Raw genomic sequence first — 21,276 nt, forward strand, 5'->3', positions numbered from 1 at the left:
TTTGAAATAGTCTGAATTTTACTCTTTCTTTCCCCGCTCAAACCTACGACCATCCAGATGTCAACCCTTAAAAACCTCAAACTCTCGACAGATGGTTCTATTCTCACCATCACCATTAACCGGGAGAATAAACTGAACGCCCTCAATATGGAGACATTAGCTGAGTTGAAAGAAATAATTCAATCAGTATATGATGATAAAGAAATCTCCGGAGTGATCCTGACCGGCGCGGGAGAAAAGGCTTTCGTAGCCGGGGCAGATATTACGGAGTTTTCACAGCTGAATGAAATGAATGCGCGCAAGTTTGCGGAAGAGGGGCAGGAAATTTTCGATCTGATAGAAAATTGTCATACACCTATTATTGCTGTCGTGAATGGCTTTGCTCTTGGGGGTGGTTGTGAACTGGCAATGGCTTGCCACATGAGGATCGCTACCGGTAACGCTCAGTTCGGACAGCCGGAAGTGAATCTTGGAATCATCCCGGGTTATGGGGGAACCCAAAGACTGACCCAGTTAATTGGAAAAGGTTTGGCGTTTGAATATCTCATGACCGGTGAAATGATTCCCGCAGAGAAGGCCTTGGCGCATGGACTGGCAAATTACGTTGAGCCAGATAAAACTGCGGCATTAGAAAAGGCCAATGTGTTATTAGAAAAAATAATAAACAAAGCACCCATTGCAACCGGCTTGATCATGGATTGCGTGAATGCACATTTTAATAAAGAAGAAAACGGTTTTCAAACCGAAGCAAATGCATTTGCGAGATGCTGCGGAACCGAAGACTTTAAAGAAGGGGCAGCCGCATTTGTTGAAAAACGTGCTCCAAAATTTACCGGATCATAAGTGAGTCTATTCAGGCAGCTAGCCAATCAAACGCTGATGTATGGCGTCAGTAGCGTACTTGGCAGGGTACTCAATTATTTACTGGTTCCGCTATACTCAACGGTTTTTATTCCAGCGGACTATGCCATCATCACTGAGCTGTATGCATACGTTGCATTTCTCAACATCCTCTTCACCTATGGTTTAGAGACCGCCTACTTTCGTTTTGCAACAAAGTCTGATGAGTCTTCAAATATCTTCAACATCACCCAGACCAGCCTGCTGGTTTCTTCGGTTGCGCTGAGCGGGCTGTTATTTCTTCTGGCAGATCCCATTGCAGGATTATTAGAGTATCCGGATCAAGGACAATACATCCAATGGCTGGCCATCATACTGGGAATTGATGCCATACTTGCGGTCCCTTTTGCCCGGCTCAGACTGGAAGGAAAAGCCCTGAAGTTTGCTTCGCTAAAAATTTTTAATATTCTCATAAATATTGGACTCAACCTCCTTTTCCTGGTGGTGCTCCCGTATAGCATTGAGTCAGGAATGCTACCAAAGTTGACAGAATATTATGACCCCTCCATGCGTGTAGGTTATGTGTTCTTATCAAATCTGGTGGCGAATGCCTTACTGATTCCATTCTTTTTTGGGTATTTCCGTAATCTCAAGCCAACACTTGGTAAAGAATGGAGTGCGATGCTCATCTATGCAGCCCCACTTATGATTATGGGGTTTGCCGGGGTAACAAATGAGATGTTTTCACGGGCCTTACTTAAATACCTGCTACCAGAAGGTTTCTACCCCGGAAAGACAAACCTTGACATTCTCGGAATCTTTGGGGCCTGCTACAAACTCTCGGTGTTTATGACATTAGCAGTCCAGGCTTTTCGCTATGCGTTTGAGCCCTTCTTTTTTTCAAAATCAAAAGATAAAAATTCCAATGAGCTATTTGCCAAGACCATGCATGGCTTTATTCTTTTCGGTAGTTTCTCCTGGCTTGTCCTTTCCGTCTTCATGCCGGATATCGCACCGATTTTTTTGAGAAGAGAGAGCTACCTTTTTGCCCTGGACATCGTACCATGGCTCCTGGGAGGCGGTTTATTTCTAGGTATCTATTACAATTTATCCGTTTGGTACAAGCTGACGGACCAAACGAAGTATGGCGCCTATTTGTCAGTTGGAGGTGCAATCATTACAGTGCTTTTTAACATCCTTCTAATTCCGGTACTTGGTTATATCGGAAGTGCCATAACTACGCTTCTGAGCTATCTTTTGATGACTTTGGCGAGCTATTTCATCGGGAAAAAGCATTATCCTGTCCCCTATTACACCGGAAGGGGGAGTTTTTATATCATTTTAACAGCTGCATTCATATTGCCTTTCTATTTTTGCGCGTTAGAGGGACTGGTTCGATACTTACTTGCCAGTCTTGCTGTAGGTGCGTATTTGTTGGCGGTATGGTTGATGGAGGTACGCACCGGATTTATAAAATTGCCAGTAAAAAGATGAATCTGATCATTCCAATGGCCGGGATGGGCAAACGCCTGAGGCCACATACTTTAACCACCCCAAAACCTTTGATCCCCATTGCAGGAAAGCCGATCGTGCAGCGTCTGGTTGAGGATATAGCCGGGGTAACTCCGGAACCGATTGAAAACATTGGGTTTGTAATTGGCGACTTTGGAAGTGAAGTAGAAGAGGATTTATTAAGGATCGCCGCAGAAGCCGGGGCTAAAGGACATATTTTTTATCAGGAGGAAGCATTGGGGACTGCCCATGCCGTTTTTTGCGCGGAGCCCTTACTCAATGGAAAGGTTACAGTGGCTTTTGCGGATACACTTTTTCGAGCCAACTTCACCCTTAACACAGAAGATGATGGGATCATCTGGGTAAAGCAGGTAGATGACCCTAGTGCGTTCGGAGTGGTCAATCTTGATCGGGATGGGGTCATTACCCAGTTTGTTGAAAAGCCAAAAACTCCGGTATCGGATCTGGCCATCATTGGAATATACTACTTCAAAAACGGTGATGAGTTACATCATGAATTGAAAGGTATCATTGAGAACAAGATCATGGCTGGTGGAGAATATCAACTTACCACCGCACTTGAGAACCTAAAGCAAAAGGGTACTCGATTCACTTCCGGAAAAGTAGATGAGTGGCTGGACTGCGGGAATAAAAACATAACCGTAGATTCTAACAGCAGGTACCTGGGATTTCTTGGTGATAATCTAATCGACGAATCCGCAGAGATACAAAACACTACCATCCATCCACCAGTTTATATTGGTGCCGGTAGCAAAGTCAGCAACTCTGAAATCGGTCCAGGCGTTTCCATTGGAAAGAATAGCATCATTGAGGATGCGGTGATTAGCAAATCTTTGATTCAAACACAGGCAAACCTAAAAGCTGTTAAGCTTGCTAACTCAATGATTGGAAATTTCGTATCTATGTCATCCGCCAGCGGTGAATTTAGTCTGGGGGACTACTGTGAAATGAAGGGTCAGGAATGAGGATCATACTTTACATATTATTCAGCTTAATTATCTATTCTCCGGGATGGTCACAGAAGCAGTCTGTCTCCAAAAAGAAAAAGGATAAAAAAGAAAAAGGGACGGAGCAGCAGCTTTCAGAAGAGGATCAAATCAAGATGGAAGCCACCTTAATTGAAGCTGAGAAACAGCTGGTACTGGACAATTATGGTAAAGCCACTGAACTCTTCCAGGTTGTTCTTGATATTGACCCTGATAATGCAGCCGCCAATTTCAAGCTTGCAGAGACACTAACCAAAACAGGCAGAATGAATGATGCGCTGGCCTATGCGACCGCAGCTTTAAATCTTGACCGATCAAACAAATACTATTATCTGCTTACTGCCGAAATATACAAGGCACAGGGCGACCTTGAAACTGCGGCTGATCTCTATGCTGAGATGATTGATAAGGTTCCAGATACTGACTCATATCTATATGATCTGGCAGTTCTCTATCAATACCTGGAAAAATATGACCTGGCCCTTTCAACCTACAAAAAGGCTGACGAGAAGTTTGGCATGAACGAAATGGCCCTAAGGGAAAAACAGAAGATCTATCTGGCTAAGCGGGACTACCAGTCCTTGATCGAGGACTGGGATCAACTTATCAAAGAAAATCCTGATGAAACCGATTTTACCATTGAGCTTACTCAGTTCCTTATCAATCAGGGTATGATCGATGAAGCGGAAAAACGACTGGAAAATGTTGTTATCGATCAGGCTCAGCGAAACCTTCTTCAAAGTGAAATTGAAATGAGGAGAGGAAACAATGAAACGGCCATGAAATTAGCAGCCGAGGCCTTCGAATCCCCTACCCTCAATTTTGAAGCTAAAATTCAAATTCTGAATACCTATCTGGAACAAGCCATCACCCCTGAGCAGTTTGAATCTGCTATCGAAATGGCCACTTCTCTTGGTGACACCTATGAAGACAAGTTTGAAGCTCAGGCGTATGCCGGTGATGTGCTCTACCGAATGACAGCTAAGCAACAGGCTAAATATTATTATCTACGAGCTCTTAAAATCAACCCGGACAATTACAGCGTCTGGCAGAACATCCTGAATATTGAATCAGAGTTGAATCAATATGATAGCTTGGTAATGCATGCAGACGAGGCACTTGAGTATTTCCCCAATCAAGCCATACTCTATTACTTCTCGGGAACAGGACATTTGATACTTAAAGACTATAAGAAGTCCATTCAAATGCTCAACGCCGGAACTAAATATGCTACTGAGCCGGGCATCTTAACCATTTTCTACGGACAATTGGGAGACGCCTATAACAGTCTCAAGAACAAGAAAAAGTCCTACGAGTCTTACGAGTTGGCGTTAGAAAACAATCCAACAAATGACCATGTTCTGAATAACTACAGCTATTACCTGAGTTTGGATAAGTCCGATCTTGAAAAAGCACTCGAGATGAGTACCAAACTTATACAGCTGGTTCCGGACAACCCTACTTACATGGACACGCACGGGTGGGTATTGTATACCCTCGGCAAGTACGAGGAGGCGCTGGGATTTCTGGAAAAAGCAGCCAAGCTAGACAAAAATGGCACCATCATTGAGCATTACGGTGATGTACTCTATCAACTGGGTAGAGAAGAAGAGGCTGTCAAGCAATGGGAGAAAGCCAGTTCGCTAGACGATGCTTCAGAAAACATTGAAAAGAAGATTGCGGAGAGGAAGCTCTATGAGTAAAAGCACGCTGGTATTAATTATTTTATGCATTTGCACTTTTGGGTGTGGGAAGAAGATCGGTAAGATGTTTTCCAGAAATCCAGAAGTCCTGTCTATCAATGAGGTCTCCTTTGATTATTTCAGTGGGAAGATCAAAATAGATTACGATGGAGACAAGAAATTGTCAGGAACTGCAAACATGCGGATGAAAAAAGACAGTCTCATCTGGATTTCCTTGTCCCCGGGATTGGGCGTTGAAGTGGCTCGAATTCATATCAATAAAGATTCCATTTCCATAATTGACAAATTCAACAAGAAATACATTGTGATGGATTTTAAGGGGTTGAGTAAAAAGTTCGACTTTGATATCAGCTACGAAATGGTGGAAGCAGTACTCCTAGGCAACCCCATCTATCCCTATCGCAGGGAGAAGCTGAGAAAGTCAAACACCCTCTTAACCTACGATCAACAACAGAATAATTTTTACTTCAAAAATGGAATTGGATCCAGCTCTATGAAATTAGAAAGATTGGAAGTTCAGGATACCCTTTCAAAAAGTTCCATTTATGTAAATTACGGAAGTTTTCAACCCGTGGAAGATCAGATCATGCCTCATCAAATTGGAGCAAAGTTGAGAAAGGGCACTTCTGAGACTATTTCCACTAGTGTTGACCTTGAATACACAAAAGCAGAGATCGAAGACAAACCACTCAAGTTTCCATTCAATGTGCCACAGAAATACGAGCGTAGTGAAGCTTACTAGTGTACTGGGACTTCTCCTGTTTTTCTTCATTTGCTTCCCCTCTTTGGCCCAAAAAACAAAAAGCCAACTTGAGCAGGAAAAACGCGAAAACCTCAAAAAAATAGCTGAGGCTGAGAAAATCCTTTCGGATACAGAGCACCAAAAAAAGGCAAGTATCGGTCAGCTCAATGCGCTCAACCAGCAAATCAAAGCCAGAGAAAGGTTGATCTCAGGATTAAATCAGGAAGTTGGGCTACTCGATGGTGAAATTGGAGATCTTAATATCATTATTAGTGCTTTGCAAAGCGACCTCAAAGATCTCAAGGATGAGTATGCTCAAATGATCTATTCCTCTTATAAAGCCAACAGGGGTTTCAGTAAGCTGACTTTCTTATTCTCAGCGAATACCTTTAATCAGCTATTCATGAGGTTGAAATACCTGGAGCAATACTCTGAAGCCCGACAACTTCAGGTACGGCAAATTGAGATCGTTTCAGAAGAACTGATCAAACAAAAAAGCCAGGTAGAGATCAAAAAATCTGAGCAACAACTACTTCTCGATCAGCAAATTGCAGAAAACAGAAAATTATTAGGCCTCAAAGTCAAACAGAACAGCCTGGTAACCGAGCTGAGTAAGAAAGAAAAACAAATTCGAAAAGAGCTGGCTCAGCGAAAAGTGGCCGTTGAAAAACTCGACAACCTTATTGCTGAAATAGTGAGAAAAGAAATGGAGCGATCCAAAGCCTTATCCTCAGCAGCTGCGGCTAGTGAAGAAGAAATTTCATCACTCTTCGAAGGCAATAAAAACAGGTTAAAGTGGCCGGTTGCCACCGGATTTATTAGCTCCAAGTTCGGAAAGCACCCGCATCCGGTGATTAAAGGGATCATTGAGGACAACCCCGGTGTAGATATTCAAACCAGCCAAAATGCCCCTGTAAATGCCGTATTTGAAGGTAAGGTAGTGGCGGTGGCCATCGTGCCTGGGATGAATAACGTGGTGCTACTTCAGCATGGTAACTATTATACCCTTTATGCGCGACTAAAAGATGTCAAAGTCAAAAAAGGTCAGAATGTCTCTTCAAATGAGACATTGGGAACAGTCTTTAGTGACAAGGACGGAGTCTCTGAGGTCCATTTCGAAGTATGGAAAGAGTACCAAAAACTCAACCCTGAGAGCTGGCTATCAATGAAATAGCCCAATGCATGATGGGTCGTTGGTCTACTCAGCCTATTGATAAATACCCCCGATTTCTTTTAATGGTAGCGCGGTTTATCCCTATCTTTGAACCCATATAAAAGACTAGTTAATATGAACACGGTGTTAGTATGGATGCCTGGGCCATGGGAAATGATGGTCATCGCACTTGTATTTATAGTATTTTTTGGAGCGAAAAAAATACCGGAAATCGCCCGAGGCATGGGTAAAGGCATCAGAGAATTCAAAGATGCCACCAAGGAAATCAAAAAAGAGATCGAAGACGCTCCTGAAGGGGAGGACAAAAAATAATAGCCATTGCAAGCCAATTCCTCTTTCCATCAGCTAAAGGCAGGTCTTGATGAAGGTAAATTTACGTGCGTTGATATAGTCAACCATTACCTAAAAAACATCCATCAAAAAAATGATGAGCTCAATGCTTTCCTGACCATCTATGAGCAGGAAGCACTTGACAGGGCTGCCGAGATCGACACAAAGATTGCTAATAAATCTGCCGGAAAACTCGCGGGCTTAGTGGTAGGACTGAAAGATGTTCTTTGTTACCAGGATCACCCACTCAATTGCGGGAGTAAAATTCTTGACGATTTTCATTCGCAGTTCTCTGCCACTTGCGTGGAGCGTCTCCTTGCTGAAGATGCTATCATCATAGGAAGAAATAACTGTGATGAATTTGCTATGGGCTCTTCTTGCGAAAATTCGGCATTTGGACCAGTGAAAAATGCAGATAATACTTCGAGGGTTCCGGGGGGATCATCAGGAGGATCAGCAGTAGCCGTCCAGTCGGATATGTGTACGATCTCATTGGGAACTGACACCGGTGGCTCTGTAAGACAACCTGCCTCATTTTGTAATGTGATCGGGTTAAAGCCTACCTATTCAAGAATATCTCGTCATGGCCTGGCGGCCTATGCCAGCACTTTCGATACCATTGGAATTTTTTCCAACTCTATTGAAGATGCGGCACTTATCCTCGAGACGATCGCAGGAGAAGATGAGCACGACAGCACAGTTTCCACAGAGAAAGTTCCGGAATTTTCCAGGATGTTAGCTTTCGATGGAAAAGTAAAAGTCGCATACCTAAAGGAGACCCTGGAGAGCCCTGCACTTAATGAGGAAGTAAAGGAAGCGGTGGTTTCAATCGGCGAAAAGTTAAAGGCTGAAGGGCATCAGGTGGATGAAGTATCTTTTCCATTGATGGAATATGCCCTTCCAACCTATTATATACTCACTACAGCCGAGGCAAGCTCAAACCTGTCAAGGTATGATGGCGTTAAGTATGGCTTCAGAATTGATAAGCCCAGGAACCTCGAATCCATGTACAAAAAGACGCGTACGCAGGGTTTTGGACATGAGGTATTCAGAAGGATCATGCTTGGCACCTTTGTTTTATCGGCAAGTTATCATGACGCCTATTATATCAAGGCACAAAAGGTAAGGAGACTGATCAAAAATCAGTTAGAAGAGCTATTCAAGGAATACGATTTCGTCTTATTACCTACGGCGCCTTCTACAGCTTTTGAATTGGGTGCTAAGACCAGTGACCCAATGGAAATGTACCTTGCTGACCTTTTTACGGTTCAGGCATCGGTAGCAGGAGCACCGGCGATATCCATCCCTATTGCAAAAGATAGCGACGGAATGTCTATTGGCCTTCAGGTGATGACGAAGGTTTTTGCTGAAGACAAACTTTTAGCGTTTTCAAAATACTTATTAGAAGCTAAATAGGTTATTTAATACCATGAGACTTTCTATCAACATATTCCTTCTATCAACTATTCTGAGCCTAAACCTTTGGGCTCAGGAAGCTCCGTCATATGATTATGTCCCTGATGTAACCTATGAAGAGATTGAAGACAGAATAGGTTGTATAGCCTCAGAGGTTCCCTTGAACTTTAACGAACGTGTACGATCCTTTGTGGATTATTTCACTGTTCGTGATCGCGAGTATACCCGGGCGGTAATGTCCTGGACACAGCTTTATTTCCCAATATTTGAAGAGGCGCTTGAAAAACACGGAGTTCCCGAGGAGCTCAAGTACCTTTCCATCGTTGAGTCCGGCCTGAGAACCAACGCCATCTCCAGAGCAAACGCAGTAGGGCTTTGGCAGTTTATGTCGGCAACAGGAAAAATTTACGGCCTTAGCAATGATTGGTACATGGATGAGCGCATGGATCCTTACAAAGCTTCAGATGCTGCTGCACGTCACCTGGGAGATCTCTATCGCATTTTTGATGATTGGGAGTTAGCACTTGCAGCCTACAACTGCGGTGCGGGTAACGTCCGAAAGGCAATCAGAAGAAGCGGTTACAAAAAGCATTTCTGGGATATCTATCCTTATCTTCCAAGAGAGACCAGATCCTATGTTCCTCAATTCGTAGCCGTGACTTATGCTTTCCAGTATGCTGAGGATCACAATCTTTTTGTAGAAAATTACCACACCCTGCCACCGTTTGATACGGTTATGGTAAGTCAGTATTTGCACCTGGAAACCTTCGCAAGCACTTCGAAGATCAACTTTGAGGATCTGCTTAATCTGAACCCTGAAATCAAAAGAGGCGCACTGCCGGAAGGAACAAAAGATTTTGCACTTAAAATACCAGAGCATAGCAAAGAATATGTGGTAGCTAACAGAAGCTTCTTATATGATACTGCAGGAAAAGTAGGGAAAGCACACCTTGAATACCTGGCACGTAATACTCCTGGAAGCACCTATGGACGCCAGCGTATGACTTATCGTGTGAAAAGCGGGGATGTGTTAGGCACAATTGCGCAGCAATATGGAGTCAGAATCTCAGACCTTCGAGCATGGAATAATTTGTCCGGTAATATGATCCGTGTCGGTCAGCACCTGAATGTTTGGGTACTCCCCAACTATACTGCTGAAACAAAAAAACTGTACGCTTCTACAAAAACAGGCACCACAGTTGGCCCCGTGCTAAAGGATGGGCAAAGTGTATACTATGTACAGCCGGGAGATACCTTGTGGACCATAGCTAAAAACCACCCTGGCTTATCCATCGAAAAACTTAAGGAACTCAATAAACTGACCTCCAATACCATTAAGCCCGGTCAACCACTCATCATATCTTCCCAATAAATTCGTTGTGAACGTATAGTCACCCCTTTAAAATTTTATTTTTGTAGCTATGCGATTCATGAAATTAACCCATATCACCCTATTCACTATTTTGATTTACTTGCTCGGCTGTCAACAGACGAAAGAGCGGGTTCAAAAAGAGTTTCAAAAAAATGCCAAAGGCGAGGCCGATGAGATGATCATCGTGATGGATTCTACTCAATGGAATGGCTCTCTTGGGCAGACTGTCAAAGACACTTATCGCTCATATCTGATTGGATTACCGCAGGATGAACCGAAATTCAGTGTACATCAGGTAAATCCATCCGAGCTTAACACCACCCTTAGATCGGCGGTGAACATGGTGTTTGTAATGACTTTGGACAATGAGAGCAGTCAAAGCAAAAGGGCCCGGTCTTACTTTTCGGATGCTTCTCTAAAAAAGATACAGGGTGACACTTCGTTATACATGACTTTGAGAAAAGACGTATTTGCAAAAGGTCAGCTTGTCCTGTATCTCTTCTCCAAATCTGAAGAAATCCTCATCGAGAAGATCAAAGACAATCAAAAATATCTTACTGAAATATTCGAAAGCGCCGTACGGGAACGTGTCAGAGCTTCGCTTTTTAAGGAGAAGGAAAAGCAAATGATGAAATCCATAGAGGAAGATCACGGCTATTCAATCAACATCCCTTTCGGCTGGGATATGGCTAAAAACCTGAATGATTTTGTCTGGATAAGGAAACTGGAACATAATATGGAGTGGGCCATATTTATTCACGAAGCGGATTATACTGACCAGTCCATCTTCAACGATGTAGGGAAATACCGTGACCAAATTACGGAGCGCTACCTGACCGATAGTGATAAACCTGACATTCATATTACCCGACAATTCGAAATCCCAGTTTTTACTGAAAGAGTCAATTTCAACGGACACTTTGCGGTGGAGGGACGTGGCTTGTGGAAAATCAGTGACAATTCCGGAGGTGGACCATTCGTGAGTTACACCTTTGTAGATGAGGAAAATCAAAAGATCTACTACGTAGAGGGTTATGTTTATTCTCCGGGCACAAAAAAGAAGAAAATGGTGAGGGAAGTTGAAGCTGTGATCTCTACCTTTAGATGCCCTTCTGATCTTCAGAAGAGTTAACAACCCATTTTCACCTAACCTTCGGAACAATGTGTGCTAAAATCAGAAAAAAAGAAGCACTGGATTTTCACTCTGAAAAGCCAGCCGGAAAGATTGAGGTTAATCCAACCAAACCCCTTAGCAGTCAGCACGACCTGGCGCTAGCCTATTCACCAGGCGTTGCGGAACCTTGTCTGGCCATCGCAGATAACATCGAAGACGTGTATAAGTACACCGCAAAGGGTAATCTGGTCGGAGTAATTTCGAACGGCACAGCGGTGTTAGGGCTTGGAAACATTGGACCTGAAGCGTCAAAGCCAGTCATGGAGGGTAAAGGTGTGCTCTTCAAAAAATTTGCGGGCATTGATGTTTTTGATATTGAAATAGCTGAAACAGACCCTCAGAAATTCATCCAGATAGTTAAAAGTCTTGAGCCAACATTTGGTGGCATCAACCTTGAAGATATCAAGGCTCCGGAAAGCTTTGTCATCGAACAGACCCTCCGTGAGGAAATGAATATCCCGGTCATGCATGATGATCAGCATGGAACGGCTATCATCTCAAGTGCGGCGCTTATCAACGCCCTGGAGGTAATAGAGAAGAAGATAGAAGACATCAAGATTGTCGTGAGTGGGGCCGGTGCAGCAGCCATTGCCTGTACGGATCTTTATGTTTCTCTTGGAGCGAAAAAAGAAAACATCATCATGACAGATTCCAAAGGAGTTGTTCGTGCTGATCGATCCAATCTTGACGAGACCAAAGCCAAATACGCCACCTCCCTTGATATTCATACCCTTGAAGATGCCCTCGTTGGTGCCGATATGTTTTTGGGATTATCGATTGCTGACATCATGAGTCCGGAGATGTTAGAGGGAATGGCTGATCAGCCTATCGTTTTTGCACTTTCCAACCCAAACCCGGAAATCGCCTATGATTTGGCCATAAAAACAAGGAAGGACATCATTATGGCCACAGGACGCTCTGATCATCCCAATCAAGTGAACAACGTTCTTGGTTTCCCTTATATATTCAGGGGAGCTCTGGATGTACGAGCAACAGCCATAAATGAAAAAATGAAACTGGCCGCCGTTTATGCCATCGCAGAGCTTGCCAAGCAGGCGGTTCCTGAAATGGTACTGAAGGCTTATGGTGTGAAAAACATGAAATTTGGCCCAGAATACCTCATCCCAAAACCTCTGGATCCAAGACTGATAACAGCCATTTCTCCTGCTGTGGCAAATGCAGCCATCGAAAGTGGTGTAGCAAGGAAAAAAATCAAGGACTGGGACGAATACAAAAGAGAACTGGAGGAACGTATTGGCATTGACCAAAGATTAATCTCAAGACTGGTAATTCGTGCCAGGCAGGACCCAAAACGTGTGGTTTTTGCAGAGGCAGGTCATCTCAATATTCTTAAGGCCGCAAACATGGCTGCGGATGAAGGGGTGGCCATTCCTATCCTTATTGGAGAAAAGAATGAGATCATCAAAATGATAAAAGAAAACGAGCTGGATGGCCTCCTTGACTGTCAGATCGTTGACCCGCTCAAAGAGCACAAGTTGGTGGACACTTATGCCCAGGCCTATTATCAAAAACGCCAACGCAAAGGAGTCACGCTAAATGATGCCTACAAGCAGATGACCCGTAGCAAGAATTACTTCGGAGCCATGATGGTAGAGCATAATGATGCGGATGCCTTCATATCCGGATTATCCAATGACTATCCGAAAACCATCCTTCCTGCGTTGCAAATCATCGGTGTTGAACCAGGTATGAAGCGTGTAGCAGGCATGTATATTATCAGCACACCAAAAGGTAACTTTTTCTTTGCCGACACAACTGTCAACCTGGACCCGACTGCGGAGGAATTATGTGATATCATAGGCCTGACATCTAGAGCTGTCAAGGTCTTTGACTCGGAGCCAAGAATTGCCGTATTGTCCTACTCCAACTTTGGTTCAGCTAAGGGAAAAATCCCCGAAAAGACTGCCCTTGCCACCAAACTCGCCAAAGAAAAATGGCCAGACCTGATCATTGATGGGGAAATTCAGGCCAATGTGGCCTTGAATAAGGAGTTGTTGAGTAAAAATTATCCCTTTAGCGATCTGGCGAAAAATCCGGCTAATACTCTCGTTTTCCCTGATTTGGATTCAGGAAATATTGCCTACAAACTCCTGATGGAGTTAGGCGGCGCCGAGGCCATAGGTCCAATACTTTTGGGCATGAAAAAACCAGTCCATGTGCTGCAGGTGGGGAGCTCCGTGCGTGATATCTTTAATATGATTACCATTGCAGTTTTAGACGCTCAAATCACTGAAGAAAAGGGGATAAAATGATCAATTACCTGAAAGGGAGACTTGTAAAAAAGGATCCAACCCATGTCGTGGTAGAAACAAACGGAGGGGTAGGCTATGAAGCCAAAATATCATTAGCTACTTATGGCGCTATCAAAAACCTGAACGACGTACTTTTATTTACTCATCTTCACGTTAAAGAGGATGCTCACACACTTTATGGATTTGCAGAGGAATCAGAAAAAATCCGATTTCTGGATTTGATCTCAATATCGGGAGTGGGGCCGTCTACCGGGCAGATGATTTTATCATCCCTTACACCGGAAGAACTTCAATCAGCCATCGCTAATGAGGATGTCAAAACCATTCAGGGGGTTAAAGGCATTGGTTCAAAAACAGCGCAAAGAATCGTACTGGAACTTAAGGACAAGATGCGAAAGGAAGGATTAATAGAAAAATCCACACAATTCACCCAGCAAGGTGGCAATACCATGCAAATTGAGGCGTTATCCGCCCTGACTACTTTAGGTTTTAACAAGGCTGTTGCAGAAAAAAATATAGCTTTGGTGCTCAAAGAAACCGGTCACGAGGTAAGTCTAGAAGAATTAATCAAAAGGGTATTGAAGAGGGCCTGATTCATTTCCAATTCATTGACGGGAAAATCATACATATTACAACTGTTTGTCGCCGTTGGGCTGGTCACCTTTCTGGAGGAAAGTCGTGCCTATTCGGTAACAAGTAGCCATTTTCAAATACAGCAGGATACCATACCAAAAGATAGTGTTCCACCAGAACCCTATAAGCCTTCGAAGACGCCAACACATCAGGAGAAGTATCGATATGGCGACCCTTTCTCCGACCAGAAAAGCAAGTCCCCTCTTCAATTAGCGGATCCTAGTACCATCGACCTGGAAGTGGAAGTTGATACGTCGGGTGTACAGTACAATGTATACGAGCGTATTGGGGAAACCAACTTCCGTCCCATGACCACCATGTCGTTTGAGGAATACGACGACTACAATGACAAGCAGATCACCAAAGAATATTTCCATGAGCGTTCTGCCGGATTGGATGGTGAAAGTGCCGTTAGTGGGCGATCATTGATACCAAGACTTTACATCAGCCCAATGCTTGATCGCCTTTTTGGAGGAAGCTATGTGGATATCCAACCGAATGGATTCGTAAACCTCGATTTTGGAGGCCGTTTTCAGCGTAATGATAACCCGTCGGGTAACCAGCGTCAACAACGTTACGGTGGCTTCAACTTTGATCAGCAGATCTCTATGAACTTAGTCGGAAAGGTGGGAGAAAAACTGACGGTGACCGCCAACTTTGATAATAACAACACTTTCGATTTCCAGAACAACCTGAAAATAGAGTACACCGGGTACGAAGAGGACATTGTCAAGAAGATCGAAATCGGTAACGTAAGCATGCCGGTGTCCAACAGCCTGATGACAGGGGCTCAGTCGCTATTTGGTCTCAAAACGCAATTGCAATTCGGGAAATTGTTTGTCACCACTGTGATGTCAAGACAGCAAGGACAAAGCGAGGTGATTACAGTGGAGAATGGTTTTCAGGGAAGAGAATTTGAAGTGCGGGGATCTGAGTATGATGAAAACAGGCATTTCTTCCTTGGACATTTCTTTAGAGACAATTATCAGAAATGGCATGGTAACCTGCCTCAAATTGTATCCGGTGTAAACATCACCCGTGTAGAAGTTTACGTTATCAACCGAAACAACGAGACTCAGACTACCAGACAGATCATGGCATTCCAGGACCTTGGAGAACCTTCTAAGATCCATAGCACCAATGTAACTTCATCTGCTGCCGGAGGCTCACCGAATAACAACGCTGCTAACAATCTCTTTACTGCGATATCAGGCTTGACCCGGAATAAAGACAATGTGATCAGTGAATTACCTTCAGTGGGTTTAGGAGACATGGTGGAAAGTACTGACTACGTTAAGATTGGTACGGCTCGAAAGCTCGATGACTCGGAATATTCCATCAACAAGCAACTCGGTTATGTCTCCTTGTTGAGGAAGCTGCAAAATGATGAAATGCTGGCCGTATCTTATGAGTATACCTTCAATGGAGAGGTATATAAGGTAGGTGAGCTTACCGAAGACTACGCCGGCCAATCTGAAAATGACGTCATTTTCCTGAAGATGCTTCGTCCCAACAAGATCAATGTGGACATACCTGCCTGGGACCTGATGATGAAAAACATCTATTACCTGAATGCCAACCAAATTGATCGGGAAGGGTTTACCCTTCGGGTAAGGTACAGAGATGATGCCTCCGGTATCGATAACCCCTCCTTGCACGAAGGACGCAACACCACAGATATCCCACTGGTTGAATTATTAAAACTTGATCAGCTCAACCAAAATAACGACTATCAAAAAGATGGAAACTTTGACTTTATTGAAGGGGTCACCATCAATACCAAAAGTGGATATATCATCTTCCCGGTACTGGAGCCTTTCGGGTCGACCCTGAATAGCTACTTTGATAATGACGAGGCCCAGTTTAAGGAAAAATACGTATACCAGGAGCTGTATGACAAGACTCAAAATGATGCTCAGCAGATACCTAAAAAGGACAAATTCTTCATAACAGGCCGATTCAATGCCGGTTCATCCAGTGAAATTGCATTGCCCGGGATCAACATCGCACAAGGTTCAGTTCTGGTAACAGCAGGTAATACGCCTTTAACGGAAGGACTGGACTATACAGTAGATTACAATCTGGGGCGTGTAAGAATACTTAACGAAGGGATTCTGAGTTCGGGAAAAACGATCAATATCGCTTATGAAAAGGCAGATGTTTTCAACTTCCAGGCACGTTGGCTTTATGGCGCTCGCTTTGATTATAAGTTCAATGAAAAGTTCAACATTGGTGCCACCATTATGCACCTCAACGAACGTCGTGGGGGCATTACAAGATATCAGATTGGTGACGAGCCTACCAGCAATACCAAATATGGTTTTGACATCAGCTACCAGGAAGAGGTACCGTTTTTGACCAAGGCCATGGACTTCCTCCCTTTGGTTAGTACCAAAGAGCCATCCACGATCACTGTCAATGCGGAATTTGCTCAACTTATTCCTGCTACTTCTAATGTGGTAAATGGTGAAGGAACTTCCTATATCGACGATTTTGAAGGCGCCGTCAATAATCTTAGTATGGACGGAGTTGCCGCATGGAGGTTAGCAGCCACTCCTCAGACCAATGATAAGCGTTTCACCAATGGTGCCACTATCACTACCGAAGCTCCGCTTCCTGTAAACGACTTTCGAGCTAAACTAGCCTGGTATTCCATTGATGCCAGTGTATTTTATAATACCGGAGGGATTAACAAGCCTAACAACATCACCCGAGATGACCTGAATAACCATTACGTTCGTCCGATTGGGTTTAATGAAATCTATGAGCAAAGGAGCCTGCCTAACTATACTACAGGCTATGAAAACTCCTTTGATATTGCCTATTACCCCACGGAGCGAGGGCCTTACAACTACAACACCAATCTCTCCAACTTTGAGAATAACCCCGAGAAAAACTGGGCAGGCATCACCCGATCCATTGGCACAGAAGTCGATTTTGAAAAGAACAACGTAGAGTATATTGAATTCTGGCTCATGGACCCATTCATTCAGTCAGCCAATGGCCGGGTACTGGATGGTCAGTTTAATACTTCAAGTAGCCCTACGGGAGGAAAGCTTGTTTTCAACCTGGGTAGCGTTTCGGAAGACGTGATTGACGATGATCGCCATATGTTTGAGAGTGGTATGCCGGCAGATGGAGATGATACCAAAACAAGCCCGAGTGCCTGGGGTGAAACCCCTATTGAACCATTCCTGACCAACGCATTCCAAACGGGACGTACCGCGCGATTGAATCAGGATATTGGATTGGATGGATTGCGTGATGATGAAGAGGTAAACAAACATGCTACCTTCCTTAGCGCCAATGCTACGCGACCTTCTTTATCTGAGGACCCATCCGGGGACAACTTCCGTCACTTCCTGGACGAATCCTACGACATTGCCAACGCTAAAATTCTCGAACGTTACAAGAATTTTAATGGTATGGATGGGAATACCCCTCTTACATCCGGCGCGTTCCCTCAGACCGGTGCCTATCCATTCCCGGATAATGAAGACCTGAACCAGGACAACACCGTTACTTCTCTGGAAGAGTATTATGAGTATTCTGTTAATCTCAATGCTGACGGATTGCAGATCGGACAGAATTATATTGTGGATAAAGTTCAGAGTGACAATAATGAGGCTTCCTGGTACCTATTCAGAATACCGGTAAGAGAATGGGAAAGAAGTTTTGGCGGCATCTCGGGATATAAAACGATAAGATTCATGAGAATGTACCTGACCGGATTCCGAACTCCTGTGGTACTTCGAATGGTAGATCTACAACTGGTGAAAAGTGCCTGGAGGAAATATGAAAGTGACCTGACTGAGCCAGGCCTTAACCCTATCCCGGAAGGTTCGGAATCCGACTTTACGGTTTCCGCAGTAAACATTGAAGGAAACAGCGCAGGAGGTAAAGATAAAGTTCCGTATGTAATCCCTCCAGGGGTAAACCGGGATCAGGACAACACCACATTCTACAACATTCTACTTAATGAGCAGTCACTTCAAATTTGTGTCGATGACCTTGAGGACAAGGATGCCCGAGCGGTTTTTAAAAATGTCTCACTCGACCTTCTGAACTATGGTAGACTCAAAATGTATTTTCATGCGCACGCTAACAATAATGAGACTCTCCTTGATAAGGAGGTCAGTGCATTCTTAAGAATGGGTACAGAGCAGGCCGACAACTATTACGAAATAGAGATCCCTCTAAAAGTAACTCCGCTGGAATTATCGCCAAATGAAGCCAACATTCAGAGACTGGTATGGCCGGAAGAAAACGAACTGGATCTTTCAATCAACGAGTTACTGGCGCTTAAATCGGAAAGGAATAGAAGAGATATCGATCTTTCTATCCCATATTCCACCATTTCAAATAATCAACGATACAAATTAACCGTAAGAGGTAACCCGGATTTGAGCACACTTCTCAGCATGATGATTGGGGTTCGGAACCCGGAATCCCCGGATCAGGCGAGCAAATCAGCCTGTATCTGGGCCAATGAATTGAGAGTTACGGATTTTGACACGAATAAAGGCTGGGCCGCCAATGCCAGAGTAAGTACCAAACTAGCTGATGTGGCAACGATTAATGCATCTACCCGATACACCTCTATTGGTTTTGGTAGTATTCAGCAGACGATTCAGCAACGTACCAGGGAAGAGACTCTCGGTTATGACGTTTCGGCAAGTGTGAACGTAGACAAATTCTTACTTCCGCATAGAACAGGATTGGTGGTACCGATGTTCGTCAGTTATGAAAAGACAACCTCCACCCCTCAATTTGATCCGCTTGACCCTGACACTCCTTTAGAAGCTTCTCTTGAGGCATTTGATACACAGGAGGAACGTGACAACTACAAAAGACTGGTTGAAGACCGGACCGAACGGCGAAGTCTCAATTTCACCAATGTCAGAAAGGAAAAAGTTAACCCCGAGGCTAAGCAGCATTTCTATGACGTAGAAAACCTCGCCTTCTCCTATGCTTTTAGCGAGGCGGTTTCAAGTAACGTGAATACTCAGACCTATCTGCAAAAGACTGTTTCGGGTGGTGTCTCCTACAATTATTCGCCACCAGAATTCAGAATTGAACCTTTTACGAAAGGTGATGCCTTTAGCAGTCCATACTTGAAATTGATCAAAGACATCAATTTCTCTCCATTGCCAAGCAACCTCTCATTTAGAGCAAATCTGAATAGAAACTTCAGGATGACTCGTCTGTATGATGACGATTTAAATCCTGTACCTCTGGAGGATGCTTACTATGAGAGACTCTTCACCTTCAAGAGAAGTTACGGACTAAGATATAATCCATTCAAAAGCCTGGCGATTGACTATAGTGCCGGAGTTAATGCAGTAATTGACGAGCCTAATGACATCATTGAGGGCGATATTGACACTCGGGAAGAAAAAGATTACATCATTGATCGGATCACGGACCTGGGTCGAATGAAAAATTTCGATCAGGACATATCAGCGACCTACCGTACGCCATTGAACAAACTGCCATTCACAGATTGGTTAAGTGCTGATTTGAAATATAGCACTGGATTCACCTGGATAGCGGGTTCTCTTGCACAAAATGACTCTTTGGGTAACTTCTTTGGCCACACAATCATGAATAACAGAAACAGAGGGGCCACTGGAAAAGTGGATATGAACAAACTTTATGATAAAGTGACCTTTCTTCAGGCTGCCAATAATATCAAAAGAGATGAAAAGCCTACTCCGGCTCAGCGGTTCCTGAAAATTTTGATGTCATTAAAGTCCGTTAATGTCAGCTATAATATCAGGGAAAGCACAACATTGCCAGGATTCAACAAAACACCATTCTTGTTAGGAATGGACAGTTCGTGGAGTGCACCAGGATGGAAGTTCCTGCTTGGTAGTCAGGATCCGACTTATCGCTTTAGGGCTGCCAATAACGACTGGTTGAGTACCAGTTCCTTCCTTACAGCACCTTTCGAGCAAAGTTTCGCCACGGATTTGGGAATTCGAGCATCATTAGAGCCATTAAAGGACCTGAAAATTCAGCTTGATGCCACCAGAACAAATAGTGCACGCTTCCAGGAGATATTCAGATATGACACAGCCTCCACCGCAAATGCACCAAATAATGGGTTCCGATCCTTGACGCCGTCCAGATCGGGAAGCTACTCCATTTCCATTATTACGTTTAAGACAGCATTCAAGAAAAACCGAGCAGATAATAGCAATGCTACATTTGATCAATTCGTGGAAAATATCGCAATCATGCAATCAAGGCAAAATCAGGCCAATGAAAACCCTGGCGTCTACAGTGCCCTATCACAGGACGTGCTCATCCCTGCATTTCTGGCAGCATATACAGATCAGGATGCCAGTCAATACAAAACCAGTCCGTTCCCGAAAATACCTCTTCCGAACTGGCGAGTAGATTATTCGGGGCTTACCAAGATTCCTGCTCTGGAAGAAGTATTTAGCTCCGTGACGATATCTCATGGTTACCGATCGGTTTATAATGTGAACAACTACACCAACTCACTTCAGTATACCGAAAATATTGCCCTGGACAATAATATTCTGAATTACCCACAAGCATATTATGCTACGGACTCCAATGTTTTCATTCCGGTATACATCGTAAACCAGGTGTCAATTGCAGAGCAGTTCACTCCACTTTTAGGTATCAATTTGAGAACAAAAAACAATCTCTCAACCAAATTTGAATACAAACGAGGAAGGAATCTATCATTGCAAATGTCTAATGCCCAGGTGAACGAAACACAGAATCAGGACTTTACTTTCGATTTAGGTTTTACCAAGGCTGATTTTAAGCTTCCATTCAAAATCAAAGGAAGAACCGTAGGAATCGAAAATGACGTTACTTTCCGAATGGCCATGACATTACGAGATTCTGAAAACATTCAGCGAAGCCTGGAAAGTGGAAGTAAGATTACAAACGGTAATACCAGTTTTCAGTTCCGACCGACAGTGGCCTATAAATTCAATGATCAACTTGACCTGACCGCTTACTTTGAGCGAACGGTTAATGAGCCTAAGGGAAGAACCGCTTATAAGACTGCTACTACCGCTTTTGGATTTCAGCTGAGATTTAGTCTGGCTCAGTAATTT

The 21,276-nt window shown here is 43.8% G+C and carries 13 protein-coding genes; all 13 read left to right on the forward strand.

What is annotated here, in order from left to right; genetic code table 11:
- Positions 1-57 precede the first annotated feature (57 nt).
- Positions 58-843 carry an enoyl-CoA hydratase/isomerase family protein gene (locus NXR94_RS14900; RefSeq protein ID WP_258105455.1) on the forward strand — a complete coding sequence of 262 codons (786 nt, stop codon included), beginning with the start codon at positions 58-60 and terminating at the stop codon, positions 841-843.
- A complete protein-coding gene (locus NXR94_RS14905; RefSeq protein ID WP_258105456.1) occupies positions 844-2,334 on the forward strand; it encodes a polysaccharide biosynthesis C-terminal domain-containing protein in 1,491 nt (496 codons plus the stop codon).
- The gene (locus NXR94_RS14910) at positions 2,331-3,338 is read left to right on the forward strand and encodes a sugar phosphate nucleotidyltransferase (RefSeq protein ID WP_258105457.1); all 1,008 of its coding nucleotides are present in this window, start codon (positions 2,331-2,333) and stop codon (positions 3,336-3,338) included. Before NXR94_RS14905 ends, NXR94_RS14910 begins: the two co-directional genes overlap by 4 nt.
- Positions 3,335-5,062, forward strand: coding sequence for a tetratricopeptide repeat protein (locus NXR94_RS14915; RefSeq protein WP_258105458.1), 1,728 nt, complete (start codon positions 3,335-3,337; stop codon positions 5,060-5,062). Before NXR94_RS14910 ends, NXR94_RS14915 begins: the two co-directional genes overlap by 4 nt.
- Positions 5,055-5,804 carry a DUF4292 domain-containing protein gene (locus tag NXR94_RS14920; RefSeq protein ID WP_258105459.1) on the forward strand — a complete coding sequence of 250 codons (750 nt, stop codon included), beginning with the start codon at positions 5,055-5,057 and terminating at the stop codon, positions 5,802-5,804. Before NXR94_RS14915 ends, NXR94_RS14920 begins: the two co-directional genes overlap by 8 nt.
- Entirely contained in the window at positions 5,791-6,978 is a 1,188-nt protein-coding gene (locus NXR94_RS14925) for a murein hydrolase activator EnvC (protein WP_258105460.1), read from the forward strand. Before NXR94_RS14920 ends, NXR94_RS14925 begins: the two co-directional genes overlap by 14 nt.
- A 114-nt stretch (positions 6,979-7,092) precedes the next feature.
- Positions 7,093-7,290 (forward strand): twin-arginine translocase TatA/TatE family subunit, encoded by a 198-nt coding sequence (locus NXR94_RS14930; protein WP_258105461.1) that lies wholly within the window; start codon positions 7,093-7,095, stop codon positions 7,288-7,290.
- 6 nt (positions 7,291-7,296) lie between these two features.
- Positions 7,297-8,724 (forward strand): Asp-tRNA(Asn)/Glu-tRNA(Gln) amidotransferase subunit GatA, encoded by a 1,428-nt coding sequence (gatA, locus tag NXR94_RS14935; protein WP_258105462.1) that lies wholly within the window; start codon positions 7,297-7,299, stop codon positions 8,722-8,724.
- Between the two features lie 13 nt (positions 8,725-8,737).
- Positions 8,738-10,096: a lytic transglycosylase domain-containing protein gene (locus tag NXR94_RS14940; RefSeq protein WP_258105463.1), complete on the forward strand. Its 1,359-nt coding sequence runs from the start codon at positions 8,738-8,740 to the stop codon at positions 10,094-10,096.
- A gap of 58 nt (positions 10,097-10,154) precedes the next feature.
- Entirely contained in the window at positions 10,155-11,228 is a 1,074-nt protein-coding gene (locus NXR94_RS14945) for a DUF4837 family protein (RefSeq protein ID WP_258105464.1), read from the forward strand.
- Positions 11,229-11,257: 29 nt separating this feature from the next.
- A complete protein-coding gene (locus NXR94_RS14950; protein ID WP_258105465.1) occupies positions 11,258-13,543 on the forward strand; it encodes an NADP-dependent malic enzyme in 2,286 nt (761 codons plus the stop codon).
- Positions 13,540-14,136: a Holliday junction branch migration protein RuvA gene (ruvA, locus tag NXR94_RS14955; protein ID WP_258105466.1), complete on the forward strand. Its 597-nt coding sequence runs from the start codon at positions 13,540-13,542 to the stop codon at positions 14,134-14,136. The genes NXR94_RS14950 and ruvA overlap by 4 nt, the downstream gene beginning before the upstream one ends.
- A gap of 15 nt (positions 14,137-14,151) precedes the next feature.
- On the forward strand, positions 14,152-21,273 hold the full coding sequence (gene sprA, locus NXR94_RS14960) for a cell surface protein SprA (protein WP_258105467.1): 7,122 nt from the start codon (positions 14,152-14,154) through the stop codon (positions 21,271-21,273).
- Positions 21,274-21,276: the final 3 nt, after the last annotated feature.

The sequence above is a fragment of the Marinoscillum sp. MHG1-6 genome, assembly GCF_024714475.1.
Lineage (GTDB): Bacteria > Bacteroidota > Bacteroidia > Cytophagales > Cyclobacteriaceae > JAMZMI01.